The 13,165-nt window shown below is 60.8% G+C and carries 16 protein-coding genes; 4 read left to right on the top strand and 12 right to left on the bottom strand.

Going from position 1 to position 13,165, the window contains the following annotated elements:
* Window positions 1-111: 111 nt before the first annotated feature.
* The 4 genes from murI to LXM96_RS05820 all read right to left on the bottom strand — a co-directional run bounded on the left by murI (window position 112) and on the right by LXM96_RS05820 (window position 3,296).
* Window positions 112-930, bottom strand: a complete 819-nt coding sequence (gene murI, locus LXM96_RS05835) for a glutamate racemase (protein ID WP_239997450.1) — start codon at window positions 928-930, stop codon at window positions 112-114.
* The gene (locus LXM96_RS05830; RefSeq protein WP_239997449.1) at window positions 917-1,732 is read right to left on the bottom strand and encodes an RNA methyltransferase; all 816 of its coding nucleotides are present in this window, start codon (window positions 1,730-1,732) and stop codon (window positions 917-919) included. The genes murI and LXM96_RS05830 overlap by 14 nt, the downstream gene beginning before the upstream one ends.
* 70 nt (window positions 1,733-1,802) lie before the next feature.
* Complete coding sequence (locus LXM96_RS05825; RefSeq protein ID WP_239997448.1) at window positions 1,803-2,414, bottom strand: LysE family translocator; 612 nt, start codon at window positions 2,412-2,414, stop codon at window positions 1,803-1,805.
* A 36-nt stretch (window positions 2,415-2,450) separates the two neighbouring features.
* Window positions 2,451-3,296 carry a cell envelope integrity EipB family protein gene (locus LXM96_RS05820; protein WP_239997447.1) on the bottom strand — a complete coding sequence of 282 codons (846 nt, stop codon included), beginning with the start codon at window positions 3,294-3,296 and terminating at the stop codon, window positions 2,451-2,453.
* Window positions 3,297-3,410: 114 nt separating this feature from the next.
* Between LXM96_RS05820 and LXM96_RS05815 the strand changes: the two genes are divergently transcribed.
* From LXM96_RS05815 to LXM96_RS05800, 4 genes are read left to right on the top strand one after another with little or no spacing between them, the layout of a single operon-like run.
* Window positions 3,411-3,881, top strand: coding sequence for a RidA family protein (locus tag LXM96_RS05815; protein ID WP_239997446.1), 471 nt, complete (start codon window positions 3,411-3,413; stop codon window positions 3,879-3,881).
* Window positions 3,878-4,603 carry a glycerophosphodiester phosphodiesterase gene (locus LXM96_RS05810; RefSeq protein ID WP_239997445.1) on the top strand — a complete coding sequence of 242 codons (726 nt, stop codon included), beginning with the start codon at window positions 3,878-3,880 and terminating at the stop codon, window positions 4,601-4,603. Before LXM96_RS05815 ends, LXM96_RS05810 begins: the two co-directional genes overlap by 4 nt.
* Before the next feature lies 1 nt (window position 4,604).
* Window positions 4,605-5,822, top strand: coding sequence for a GNAT family N-acetyltransferase (locus LXM96_RS05805; RefSeq protein WP_239997444.1), 1,218 nt, complete (start codon window positions 4,605-4,607; stop codon window positions 5,820-5,822).
* Entirely contained in the window at window positions 5,819-6,244 is a 426-nt protein-coding gene (locus LXM96_RS05800; RefSeq protein WP_239997443.1) for an HIT family protein, read from the top strand. Before LXM96_RS05805 ends, LXM96_RS05800 begins: the two co-directional genes overlap by 4 nt.
* Window positions 6,245-6,299: 55 nt before the next feature.
* Here LXM96_RS05800 and LXM96_RS05795 read toward each other — a convergent pair whose 3' ends face one another.
* The 8 genes from LXM96_RS05795 to cysE form a co-directional block, all read right to left on the bottom strand.
* A complete protein-coding gene (locus tag LXM96_RS05795; RefSeq protein WP_239997442.1) occupies window positions 6,300-7,157 on the bottom strand; it encodes an urea carboxylase-associated family protein in 858 nt (285 codons plus the stop codon).
* A gap of 50 nt (window positions 7,158-7,207) precedes the next feature.
* Entirely contained in the window at window positions 7,208-7,546 is a 339-nt protein-coding gene (locus tag LXM96_RS05790) for an AzlD domain-containing protein (protein WP_239997441.1), read from the bottom strand.
* Entirely contained in the window at window positions 7,536-8,297 is a 762-nt protein-coding gene (locus LXM96_RS05785) for an AzlC family ABC transporter permease (protein ID WP_239997440.1), read from the bottom strand. The genes LXM96_RS05790 and LXM96_RS05785 overlap by 11 nt, the downstream gene beginning before the upstream one ends.
* An 84-nt stretch (window positions 8,298-8,381) precedes the next feature.
* Entirely contained in the window at window positions 8,382-10,901 is a 2,520-nt protein-coding gene (gene clpA / locus LXM96_RS05780) for an ATP-dependent Clp protease ATP-binding subunit ClpA (RefSeq protein ID WP_239997439.1), read from the bottom strand.
* Window positions 10,902-10,910: 9 nt separating this feature from the next.
* On the bottom strand, window positions 10,911-11,264 hold the full coding sequence (gene clpS, locus LXM96_RS05775) for an ATP-dependent Clp protease adapter ClpS (RefSeq protein WP_239997783.1): 354 nt from the start codon (window positions 11,262-11,264) through the stop codon (window positions 10,911-10,913).
* A 229-nt stretch (window positions 11,265-11,493) separates the two neighbouring features.
* Window positions 11,494-11,853: a phasin family protein gene (locus LXM96_RS05770; RefSeq protein WP_239997438.1), complete on the bottom strand. Its 360-nt coding sequence runs from the start codon at window positions 11,851-11,853 to the stop codon at window positions 11,494-11,496.
* A 103-nt stretch (window positions 11,854-11,956) separates the two neighbouring features.
* Window positions 11,957-12,160: a DUF3126 family protein gene (locus tag LXM96_RS05765; RefSeq protein WP_239997437.1), complete on the bottom strand. Its 204-nt coding sequence runs from the start codon at window positions 12,158-12,160 to the stop codon at window positions 11,957-11,959.
* Between the two features lie 123 nt (window positions 12,161-12,283).
* Window positions 12,284-13,108 carry a serine O-acetyltransferase gene (gene cysE / locus LXM96_RS05760; RefSeq protein ID WP_239997436.1) on the bottom strand — a complete coding sequence of 275 codons (825 nt, stop codon included), beginning with the start codon at window positions 13,106-13,108 and terminating at the stop codon, window positions 12,284-12,286.
* Window positions 13,109-13,165: the final 57 nt, after the last annotated feature.

Genomic DNA, 13,165 nt, shown 5'->3' with positions numbered 1-13,165 from the left:
ACGTCGAACCCGGTTACCGCGGAAAAGCGCCGGCTGCTCAAGCGCCGGGTGAAAATGTCAGAAGCAGCGCCTTCCCCCGCAGGGCCGCCACTCGGCGACACGCAACCATTTTCAATGAGAACGTCCGCTGACGGCCGTCAGGCCGAACCCCTGCATGAGACGGACCATGGCAGGATCGATTTTCCCCGAGGTGCAGACGGCGATGTCTGGCTCGGACGGATTTGGTTCATTGGATAGGTGTCTTTGAGACAGCAACGACAATGCCCTTCGGGCAATCGCTTCGGCGGGGTCAATCCAGTCGACCGGCCACGGCGCCGTCTTGCGCATTCGGTTGACGAGAAAGGGGTAATGCGTACATGCCAGAACGACAATATCGGTCCGACGCCCTTCCTGCTCGATGAAGCAGGAGGCGATCTCTTCACGCACGAGGGCCTCTTCGACATAGCCCTCCCGCATGTAGGTTTCCGCCAGCCCGGCAAGACGCTCGCTACCGACAAGGCGGACGTGCACCTTCGACGCCCATTCACCGATCAAGTTGCGCGTATATTGTCGCTTCACGGTCCCCGGTGTCGCCAGCACCGAAATCAAGCCGGAGCGCGTGCGTTCCGCAGCAGGTTTGATCGCCGGCACGGTCCCCACGAATGGAGTTTCGGGAAAAGTCGCCCTCAGGTCCTCGAGCACCAGCGTGGAGGCGGTATTGCAGGCGATGACGGCAATCTCCGGATCGTGCTGCTCGATCAGGGTCTTGAACAGTGTGACAATCCGCTGACGGAGTTGGCCCTCTTCCCACCCCCCATAGGGAAAGCCGGCGTCATCGGCGACATACACGAAGCGCCGCTCGGGCATCAGCACTCGCGCCTCCCGCAGCACTGTAAGGCCGCCGATGCCGGAATCGAATACCAGCACGGGCTTCAGCTCAGATGTCGCCATTCTCCGGCGTCTCCCTCCCAGGTGCTGCCTCCACCGGCCGCCGTCGCGGGAACCGGTCGAGTGAACGGATGACACCACGGAACACGCTGATCTCCTGCTCAGTGAAGCCGCGCCGTGATATCACCGCACGGAGGTTGTCCACCATCTTCGGCTTTTTGGCGGGCGGGTGGAAGTAGCCGCGCGCATCGAGAGCCTCTTCCAGGTGCTCGAAGAGGCCGAGCACCTGCTCCTTGGTCGACGGCCGCTGCTCGACCGGCAGGAAAGCTGTCGCCGCCACGTCATCAAGCCCGGTTTTCATCCACTCGTAGGACATCAGCAGCACCGCCTGCGCAATGTTCAGCGAAGCGAAAGCGGGATTGACCGGAAAGGTTACAATCTCGTCAGCCAGTGCGACCTCTTCGTTGGTGAGCCCCCAGCGCTCTCGACCGAAGAGAATGCCAGTCTTCTCGCCTGCCCTAAACTTGTCCCGCAGGGTGGTGGCTGCCACCACTGGTGATCGCACCGGTTTGAAGCCGTAGCGCTCACGGGCAGTGGTCGCATAAACAAAATTCAGGTCCTTGATCGCTTCTTCCAGCGTGCCGAAAACCTGTGTTCCGTCGATCACATGATCGGCCTTGGAGGCAGCCGAACGCGCCTTTTGGTTCGGCCAGCCGTCGCGGGGACTGACGAGCCGCAACTCGGCGAGGCCAAAATTTGCCATGGCACGGGCCACCATGCCGATATTCTCGCCGAGTTGCGGCTCAACCAGAATAATGGCCGGCCCCTCGGCTATGAGTTGGCGCTCGCTGTTCGTTCCTGACATTCTTCCATCCGATCGTTCGGGCGCCGCAATAGCGGCCCCTGCCGTGATCGGCAAGACCTCTTGCTCCTAATCAGCGCTCCGTGAGCGCCAGCTTGGCACCCATCGCAAGGAAAGCCGCCGCAAATGTGCGACGCATCCAGTTCACGACCACCGGTCGAGAGATGACATGCCGACGCATGGAAGCGGCAAATACGCCATAGCCGACGAAAACGACGAAGGTGATTGCCATGAAGGCGCCGCTGAGCACCAGCATCTCAGGCAAAACATTGACCTGCGTTGGGCTGACAAACTGCGGAAGGAAGGCAAAGAAGAAGATCGAGAGCTTTGGATTGAGGATGTTGAGGAGGATGCCGTCGACGATGGTCTGACGCACCGTACGCGGCGCACGCTGCTCATCCACGCTGAGCACTTCGCGGTCCATGATCGTCCGCCAGGCCATGTAGAGAAGGTAGGCGACGCCGAGATACTTGATGATCTCGAAGGCGAGCGCACTGGCATGCAGGACTGCGGCGAGACCGGTCAACGCCGCGGCAATGTGCGGAAGGATGCCGAGGGTGCAGGCGAAGGCGGCAAAAACACTTGCGCGGACGCCGCTGGAGAGGCCGGCGGCGAGGGTGTAAAGCACGCCGGTACCGGGCGAGGCTACAATGGCGAGCGAGGTCAGAAGGAACTCGATGCTCATGCGTATTCCTTTCGGATCGAGCGCTCCTGATGCGTATCAGGGCCGCGGCTGGTTCTGATTGCAGTTCGGCTGGTCCAGGACTTCGAGGTTTGAAAGGCTTCCGCTGAGGACGAAGTCGCCATAGTCCATGGTCAGATCGCGGGTGATCCCGTTCTCGTAAAGCTTGAAGGACATGGAATAGACCGGTGTCGCGTCGCCCGATCCGCCGTCGTTGAAATAGGCGATTGTGACGGGCCAGTAGCCGGTCGTTGAGAACTTCCCTGCCCTTTCAGCATCGTCCTCCTCGTCGCCAGGATCCTGCTGAGGGCCGATTACGGTATTGGTGATCATGCTTTGGTCCCCGTTCTCGGACCCGTCGAAGATCCGCGTCTCGAAGAAACGCTTGCCGGCCTTCGCGTGCTTGATCACCTCGAGCATGTGCTCGGTCGGAAAGGCGCTGGCGACGAGTTCGACTTGCCGTGGGTCCGGACGTTCGATCTCCACCGTGACCCTTGAATCGTCTTCCCTCGCCTCCCCGGCAACCTCCTTGTCCATCTGCTCGTCGGTGAAGGACTTGGTCTTGAAGCGAAACTCCCCCTTCTCCGTATCCTCGAAGGTCGTCGTCTGCTGATCCGTCAGTCGGGTGTCTTCGCCCGTGTTGATACGGGTGACGAAACGGAAATTGGTCGTGAAGCCGGTACAGGCCGAGCCGGTGAACTCATAGACCATCCGCCCCGCCATGCCTTCGATCCCGGAGCGTTCTGAAGCGTCCTTCAGCTTCAGGTCGTAGACCGCACGATGCGGGAGCAGCCCCGCAGCACCTTCAACACCGGCCAGTGCCGGAACGGACGCTCCCGCGGCCAGTCCGAAGGCAAGGATCGCTGCGCGTCCATGGTCGATCATGCATTATCTCCTGTTGGACTCACCGAGGGTGTTATATGAACGCCATTCAGCAAGGCTATGCCTCTTTGAATGCCGGATTTTCGAGAGGTTTACAACAAACAGTGGGAGTCGATCATGTCTGAAGCCATTGAAAACCGCCTGAAGGAGAAGGGTATCGTCCTGCCGGCAGCGGCCGCGCCCGCTGCAAACTATGTCCCCTATGCGATCAGCGGCAACACGCTCTATCTCTCCGGGCAGTTGCCGATCGAAAACGGCAAAGTTGCGGTCACGGGGCTGGTGGGGCGTGACGTCGATGTCGCGGCTGCCCAGCGCGCCGCCGAACTCTGCGCCATCAACATCCTCGCGCAGGCCAAGGCGGCGCTTGGTGGAGATCTCGGCCGCATCCGCCGCATCCTCAAGCTCAACGGCTTTGTCGCCTCCATGCCCGACTTTACGGAGCAGCACCTCGTCATCAACGGAGCGTCCAATCTGATCGCCGACATCCTTGGCGACGCCGGCAAGCACGCCCGTGCTGCCGTCGGCATGGCGGCTCTGCCGCTCAATGCATCGGTGGAGATAGACGCCATCATCGAGATCGAAGCATGACCACTGCCGCATGGATCAAGGACGTGCCGGTCGCCCACCGCGGCTATCACGACATGAACAAGACCGTCTGGGAGAACACGCTTTCCGCTTTCTCCCGTGCCGTTGAGGCGGGATTTGCGATTGAATGCGATCTACAGCTTGCCGCAGACAGCGTACCGGTCGTCTTTCACGATCACGATCTTGAACGCCTTTGCGGCATCAAGGGCGACGTACGCGAACGCACCTCGGCAGAACTCGCCATGCTTGCCGTCGGCGGCACCTCGGACAAGATCCCCACGCTCAGGCAGATGCTGAAGCTGGTCGCAGGTCGCGTTGCGCTAGTCATCGAGATCAAGGGACGTCCCGGCGAGGATGACGGCTTCGCCGAAGCCGTGCTGGAGGCCCTGGAAGGCTATGAGGGCAAGGTGGCGCTGATGAGCTTCGACCACCATATCCTCGAGGACCTCAAGAAAGCGGGTTCACCCCATCCTGTCGGACTGACCGCCGAGGGCGTGAAGCCGGAAGACCTGTTCGCCCATGACGACGCGATGCATCTCGGGCTGGATTTCATTTCCTACTTCCACGGTCACCTCCCGAACAGCTTTGTCACCGCACAGAGACAGGCCGGCATCCCGGTGATTACCTGGACCGTCAGGGATGAAAACGCCCGAGCCCATACCTATACTCATGCAGATCAGATGACGTTCGAGGGCTTCGACCCATGGGAGACAGCCTCCGCATAGAATGACAGAACCTCTCTCCATCCGCATCGAGAAGAGCTTCGCCGCGATCACGTCGGAACGCTGGTCGCGGCTCGCCGGCACATCGAGGTCCGGCCACGGCGTCTACAATCCGTTCCTGTCGCACGCCTACCTGTCGGCCATGGAGGAATCCGGATCGGCAACGGCGAAGACTGGCTGGCTTGGACACCACACACTGTTGGAAGACGCCACCGGCACGCTGCTTGGCGCCATCCCGGGCTACCTCAAGAGCCACAGCCAAGGCGAATATGTCTTCGACCATGGCTGGGCCGACGCCTTTGAACGGGCGGGCGGGCAATACTATCCCAAGATTCAGTGCAGCATCCCCTTCACGCCGGCGACCGGGCCGCGCCTGCTCGTTTCGGAGGGGCAAAATCAAGAGACCGTTCGAGCCACCCTCGCCGCAGGTCTCCAGCAGGTGACACGGCAGCTTGGCGTCTCATCCACCCACGTAACATTCCTGCCGGAAGAGGAATTTTCCTTCTTCGAGGAGGCCGGCTACCTGCACCGCACCGACCAGCAGTTCCACTTCATCAATGCCGGCTATGCCAACCACGACGCCTTCCTCGACACGCTCGCGTCGCGCAAGCGCAAAGCCCTGAAGAAGGAACGCCGGGCGGCGGTGGAAGACGGCATCAGCATCGACTGGCTGACCGGCAGCGATCTGACCGAAGACATCTGGGACCAGTTTTTCGCCTTCTACATGGACACCGGCAGCCGCAAGTGGGGCCGTCCCTACCTCACCCGCAGTTTCTACTCGCTGATCGGCGAGCGCATGGCGGACGACATCCTGCTGGTGATGGCGAAGCGCGCCGGCCGCTACATTGCCGGCGCGATCAACTTCATCGGCGGCGAAGCGCTCTACGGCCGTCACTGGGGCTGCATCGAGGATCACCCCTTCCTGCATTTCGAAGTCTGCTATCATCAGGCGATCGATTTCGCTCTCGCCAAGGGGCTGAAACGGGTCGAGGCCGGCGCGCAGGGCGAGCACAAACTGGCGCGCGGATACCTGCCGGTGACGACGCATTCGGCGCACTACATTGCCCATCCGGGGTTGAGGCGGGCGGTGGCCGACTATCTCGAGCGGGAGCGCCGTGACGTGGAGCACGTCGGCGAATACCTCGAGGCGCACAGCCCATTCCGAAAGGGAGAACGACAGCAGCAAGGACCATCAAGAGACGAAGGAGAGAATTGCCAATGAGCGGCCAGATCTATGACGACAACAATATCTTCGCGAAGATCCTGCGCGGCGAGATCCCGTGCCACAAGGTCTACGAGGACGACGACACGCTGGCTTTCATGGATGTGATGCCGCAGGCGCCCGGCCACCTGCTGGTGGTGCCCAAGTCGCCGTCTCGCAACCTCCTCGACGCAGACCCGGCGGCATTGTCGAAGACCATCCCGGTCGTCCAGAAGCTCGCGAAGGCGGCAAAGGAAGCCTTTGACGCCGACGGTATCTTCATCGCCCAGTTCAACGAGCCAGCCGCCGGGCAGACGGTCTATCACCTGCACTTCCACGTCATCCCACGCCGCGAAGGCGAGCCGCTGAAGCCGCATTCAGGCAAGATGGAAGACGGTGACATCCTGAAGGCCAATGCCGAGAAGATCAGGGGCGCCCTGTAAGCATGATCGTAACAAAGAGGGAGGCTCGTCAGCCTCCCTTTCCAATGCAGGTATGTCAGACTGGGCTCACATAGCCGTTCCGGTCCGGAAACGGCCAGTCTGACAAGAGGCCCATGTCCGGCCGGAACACTTCCACCTTCAAGGGATAGCAGGCCGCCACATCGCTGGAATGCGAGCTTCCGCAGTCTCCTCCCGGACAGGCGGAGAGAGCACCCAGCAGGTCGATCTCGGCGAAGAACTCCAGGTAGTCCCCCGGCCGCACTGGGCTCGCCTTCATGAAGTACTGGTGCGTGTCCTTCGTGAAGCCGGTGCACATGAAGACGTTCAGGACGTCATGGACATGCGGCTCCGCCTCCTTGAACGACATTCCCCGGGCAGAAGACAGCGCGCGGCAAAGATTGGAATGGCAGCAGTTGTGATAGTCGCCGCAGCTCAGCAGCCGGTTGGTATAGGGGTCGCAGCGCGTGCCGATGACATCGTGCACCCCTGCCCCGTCGTCGTCCCAACCATACCAGCCGAGTGTGTCGTGGGTGATGGTCGCCATCGGTCGCAGCGACGGCAGCGTGCTCCAGAGCCGATCACCGACAGACACGTGTGTCGCGTGCAGCGCCCTGGTCTTGCCGCTGAAGAACCGTTCGTTGAGGTCATTGGCGTTCCACAGGTTGAGATCGCCGACCTGCGGCCCCTCGATGCCGACAACGCGGAAGAAATGCCCCTTCGGCACCGTGAAGGCACGGCCGTCGCGCGGCGGGACGATCACCTCGTCGAACTTCTCGAGCGTTTCCCGGGCTTTTCTCAGCCGATCCAGGTCCGGCGCCACCAAGGTCCCGTTCGGATAAACCACCACGGGCTTTTTCGACCGGCGCTCGGCCGCGTCGGCGGGTTCTGCTGCGAGAGGGGCTCTGTCTGTCATGGGGATTCCGTATCGGTGGGGCATGGTGTGGATTGGCAGACTGGGTAGCGCTAGAAGCCAAGCCAGTAAAGGCCAAGGCCCAGGAGTAGGGTCGAGGTGACGACTGCAACGCCGATCCGCTGCCCCGCGATCAGGAACGCGCCAAACCCTATGCCGGCAGCGCCGAGTCGTAGCCACAGCGGCGCATCGGCCAGCGTTCCGGTGGGGAAGACGATGAGCTTCGCGGTCACAGCCATTACCAGCGCCGTTGCAACCGCCCTCACCCAGTACAAGGCCTCGGAGTCCTCATTCAGCCTGTTGCCGGCCAGGACCCCAAGCCACCGCCAGATGTCGGTTGCCAGCCAGCCCGCGACGGCAATCACGATATAGGGCCACCAATCATCGCCCATGCAGCTTCTCCGCCTGAACCGTCCGCTTCCGCCCCCGAATCCAGAAGCGATCGATGAGATAGGCCAGCGTCCCGCCGCCGATTCCCGCGTAGAGTACGTCGAATCCCGGTGACACCAGTGCCAGAAGCGGACCGGAAGTCACCCCGATGACAAAGGCAAGCCGGACCACCGCCTGCCGGGCCGTCGCCCAGATGGACGCCAGGAAATAGACCGGCGTCAGCATGAACAATGCGCCTGAAACAACCGGCGGGAACGCTTCGACCACTCCATAGCAGACGGCGACGATCACTGTGTTGGTCAGCGTTAGCGTAATACCGAATCCGGCAAAGAAGGTCGCCCGATGCTCCCGCGGCACATCCCGGAGACGCTGCGTCGCAAAAACCCAGGCAGTGATGGCGACGAAGTGCGACAACAACAGGAGCAGCCAAGTAGAGGTGCGCTCCGTCCGCATCTCCGGGACCAGAGACGCCACCATCGGCATCATGCGGATGGAAGAGAGCGTCACCGCGACGAAGCACGCGGCAATGTGAGCGCCGCTCGCCATCATGCCGACGAGGATCATCTTCGCCGGCAGCGCCCAGATCGAGATGGTCATGAAGATGGCTTCGCCTCGGGAGATTCCCGATTCGAATGCAAAGGCGCTGAATCCGACGAAGGAGGTCATCAGGATGATGGCGGGCAGTGAAGTGATGCCCCGCATCCCGGTCAGGAACCAGAAGGAAGCGGACTGCGTATCACTGCTTGGCGACATAAGGGAACCGAAGGCAAGGCGGACTGGCCGGATGAAAAGGCAATGCCGGGTAAGATACCCGGCATTGCCATTGTAGTGATACCGTTACTTCGACTTCGGAACGCGCGGGACGATGCTGCCCTTGCGAGGCGGCGTCTTCGGTGCCTCCTCGGAAGCCGTCACGTCGGCTTCAGCCATCGGCCTCGCCGGTTCGCCGTCATCCTTGCCTTTGGTCCTCTTCGCCGGACGCGACTTCTTCGCCTTCGCGCCAGCCTCTTCCGAAGCTTCTTCGACTTCGGCTTCCGGCTTCGGCTTCACCGGCAGGGCTTCCGGGATGCACTCCAGGATTAGCCCGTCTGTGCCGTCTTCCTGCTTGCCGACCGTTACGTGAACGACCCCACCCTTGCGCAGCTTGCCAAAGAGAATCTCGTTGGCGAGCGGCTTCTTGATGTGCTCCTGGATGACTCGCGCCAGCGGACGCGCGCCCATGCGCTCGTCATAGCCCTTGTCCGCCAGCCAGGCGATCGCATCCGGCTGCAGGTCGAAGGTGACGTTGCGTTCGGAAAGCTGCGTCTCCAGTTGCATAACGAACTTCTGCACGACCTGATGGATGACCTCCGTCGGCAGCGGCGCAAATGGGATCGTCGCGTCGAGACGGTTGCGGAATTCCGGCGTGAACAGGCGATTGAGCGCCTCTTCATCCTCGCCCGTACGCTTTGACGACCCGAAGCCGATCGCGGCCCTGGCCATTTCCGAAGCACCCGCATTGGTCGTCATGATCAGGATGACGTTGCGGAAGTCGATCTTCTTGCCGTTGTGGTCGGTGAGCGAACCGTGGTCCATGACCTGCAACAGGATGTTGAAGATATCCGGATGCGCCTTCTCGATCTCGTCGAGCAAGACCACGGAATGCGGGTGCTGGTCGACGCTGTCGGTTAGCAGACCACCCTGGTCGAAGCCGACATATCCGGGAGGTGCGCCGAGCAGGCGCGAGACCGTGTGCCGCTCCATGTATTCCGACATGTCGAAGCGCAGCAGTTCCACGCCGAGCGACGACGCCAACTGCTTTGCAACCTCCGTCTTGCCGACGCCGGTCGGGCCGGAGAAGACGTAGGCGCCGATTGGCTTGTTCGGTTCGCGAAGGCCGGCACGGGCGAGCTTGATCGATGTCGAAAGGGCTTCGATCGCCTTGTCCTGGCCGTAGACGACTGAACGGAGTTCCTTCTCCAGGTTGGCGAGAACCATCTCGTCGTCCTTGGAAACCGTCTTCGGTGGGATTCGGGCCATGGTGGCGATCGTCGCCTCGATCTCCTTCTCGGTGATCAGCTTGCGCCGCTTCGAGGCGGGCAGCAGCATCTGTGCCGCACCGGTTTCGTCGATCACGTCGATCGCCTTGTCCGGCAGCTTACGGTCGGAAATGTAGCGCGCCGAGAGCTCGACCGCAGACTTGATTGCCTCGCTCGTGTACCGGAGCTTGTGATACTCCTCGAAATAGGGCTTGAGCCCCTTCATGATCTCGATCGCATCATCGACAGACGGTTCATTGACGTCGATCTTCTGGAAGCGCCGCACGAGAGCCCGGTCCTTCTCGAAGAACTGACGGTACTCCTTGTACGTCGTGGAGCCGATGCAGCGAATGGCGCCTGACGAGAGCGCAGGCTTCAACAAATTGGAAGCGTCCATAGCGCCACCCGAGGTCGCGCCGGCTCCGATGACGGTATGGATCTCGTCGATGAAAAGCACTGCCCCCGGATACTCTTCGAGCTCCTTCACCACCTGCTTCAGGCGCTCCTCGAAGTCGCCTCGATAACGGGTGCCGGCAAGCAAGGTGCCCATGTCGAGCGAGAAGATCGTGGCATCCGCCAGCGCCTCGGGCACCTTGCCCTCGACGATACGCTTAGCGAGACCTTCGGCGATCGCCGTCTTTCCCACGCCCGGATCCCCGACATAGAGCGGATTGTTCTTCGATCGGCGGCAAAGGACCTGGATCGTCCGGTTCACTTCGGAATGGCGGCCGATCAGTGGATCGATCCGACCGTTCTTGGCTTTTTCGTTCAAATTGACACAGTATGCCTTCAAGGCCTCTGCAGGCTTTTTGCCTGGGCCGTCCTCCTGGTCCCGCATCGGCTTGGGATCGGCATCGCTCTCTTCCGCACCGCGCGGCGGGCGGGCAGTGGACGAACCGGGCCGCTTGCCGATCCCGTGAGAGATGTAGTTGACGGCGTCGTAGCGGGTCATTTCCTGCTCCTGCAGGAAAAAGGCCGCATGGCTTTCCCGTTCCGCAAAAATCGCGACGAGAACATTGGCTCCCGTAACCTCTTCGCGGCCAGACGACTGGACATGGATAACCGCGCGCTGGATCACGCGCTGGAAGCCGGAGGTCGGCTTCGAATCCTCATCGTAACCGGTAATGAGATTGGCGAGCTCATTATCTACGTAGTCCGTCACGGTTTTGCGCAACGCATCCAGGTTGACGCTACAAGCACCCATGACCGCGGCGGCATCGGCATCATCGATGAGAGCCAGCAGCAAATGCTCGAGCGTAGCATATTCGTGATGCCGCTCGTTCGCATAGGTCAGTGCCTGGTGTAGCGCCTTTTCAAGATTAGGCGAAAATGTTGGCACGTGGGTTCCTCACTTCTTTTCCATCACGCACTGGAGCGGGTGTTGGTGCTGCCGGGCAAAATCCATGACCTGACTGACCTTCGTCTCCGCCACTTCATACGTGAAAATTCCACACTCCCCCACGCCGTGGTTGTGCACGTGGAGCATGATCCGCGTTGCCGCCTCAAGATCCTTCTGGAAGAACCGCTCCAGGATGTGAATGACGAACTCCATCGGAGTGTAGTCATCATTCAGCAGAAGTACGCGATACAGGTTCGGTTTCTTCGTCTTCGGCTTGGTGCGGGTTATGACGGACGTTCCGCGATTTGCGTTGTCTCCGTCGCCGTTCTTTTCGTCTTGCATCAAGATCGGCCGTGCGATCATTTCATTCATTCCCCAATTATCCGGGCCGGTCTTGGGTAACTCGGGTGCCGGACATCAGTTCGCTATTAACTTAGTGCATTCGGTGCTGATTTTAAGCCCCTCATGCCGGGGCGCAATCACTATTCCGCGCAGCGGCGGCGTCGGCAGCAAAAAGAAGCATGTGTCGAATCACGAAGACCGGCAGGAGTACCCGCCGGTCATCGTTGAACGCGCGATTTTTTGCAGAACGTCAGGCCGCATCCGCGGCTACCACTGCCGTCGAGGACGGAATGGGCGCGAGTTTCCTGTCGTAGGGTTTGCAGGCGGCCTTCGCCAGATCGGCATAAAGGTCGCTCATCTTCGTCGCCTCACTCACAAAGCCGTCGAAGGAAGACTTCATGAAGCTCGTCTGCAACTGGTAGGCCTCTTCCAGACTGCGCACCGAAGTCAACTGTTCCATGAACGATGCGACGTCCTGGAAGGACCGGCGGGAGAACTCCCTCGCCTCCGCGGCGATGGACTGGTAGCCGTTCGCAACCTCAGCATAGCTGTTCAGCATTGCTTCCATCGCTTCTCTGCTTTTCAGACTGGCATCATCGAAATTGAACATAGCAGCGTCCCCTGTTCATTCGGATGTGCTTATAGAAGTTTAGAGAGTCTCGAGAGTCAAGCGTTATTGTGCGGCGCACAAACCGCGCCGCAGCTCCACACACTCAGAGATCGACGTCGAGGATTGCCATCGAGAAGTTGTAGGAGCGGTCGCCGTCCTCGTCGTCCACATAGACAACCCCGAGGAATTCCTCGCCCAGATAAACCTCAGCAGAGTCGTTCTTCCGCGGGCGCGCCTTGACCGTCATCTGCGGGTTGAACATCCGCTTGAAATAGCCGTCCAGCTTCTTGATTTCTTCTGGTTTCACTTCTTCTTCTCCGTCAGCGGTTCGGTTTCGGCGCTTGTGCCACGCCATTGCGACCAAAGTAAAGGCGAGGCTGCCCGTCCGGCCATTTTCATGCCGGCGAGAGCCGCGTCTGTTGAAAAGATCTTAGTGATCGGCACCGAGCATCTGGTCCATCAGGCGCGCTGGCTCGGAGCAGCCTGCCTCGCCCACGACCTTTGCCGGTACGCCCGCAACCGTGGTCTTCGGCGGCACCGGCTTCAGCACGACGGAGCCTGCGGCGATACGTGAGCAGGAACCAATCTCGATATTGCCGAGGATCTTTGCGCCGGCCCCGATGAGCACCCCGTTGCCGATCTTCGGATGACGATCTGCCCCCTCCTTGCCCGTGCCGCCAAGCGTAACTCCATGGAGAATGGACACATTGTCGCCAATCACCGCGGTCTCGCCGACAACAAGGCCGGTCGCGTGGTCAAGGAAGATACCCTTTCCAATCCGTGCCGCGGGGTTGATGTCCGTCTGGAAGACGCTGGACGCGCGGCTTTGCAAGTAGAGGGCCAGATCCCGCCGACCCCGCGCCAAAAGCCAATGCGCCAGCCGGTGGGTCTGGATGGCGTGAAAGCCCTTGAAGTAGAGAACCGGCTCCAGGAAGCGCAAACATGCCGGGTCGCGATCATAGAAGGCCTGAATGTCGACCCTCAGCACCGACCCCCATTCCGGCCAGTCGACCATCATCTCGGCGAAAGTCTGCCGGAGCAGCACCGCCTGCATGTCCGCATGATCCAGCCGCTCGCAGATGCGATGAATGACGCTGTCCTCGAGCGAGGTTTGGTTGAGCACCGTCGAATAAAGGAAGGCCGCAAGCAGCCGATCGCTCTCGGCGGCTGCACGGGCCTCCTGCCGCATCGTATCCCAGATCGGATCAACGCTCGCTACCGGCTCTTGGGGGCGGATATCGGTTCTTGCGGCCATGGCCGTCTCCTCGGTTTCGCAGAGGCATTATATAAAGAACATTACAGGAAGACCAAC

The sequence above is a fragment of the Rhizobium halophilum genome (genome assembly GCF_021648825.1).
Classification (GTDB): Bacteria; Pseudomonadota; Alphaproteobacteria; order Rhizobiales; family Rhizobiaceae; genus Neorhizobium; species Neorhizobium halophilum.
The sequence above is the reverse complement of the archived record's forward strand: the minus strand, read 5'-3'. Positions and strand labels throughout refer to the sequence as shown.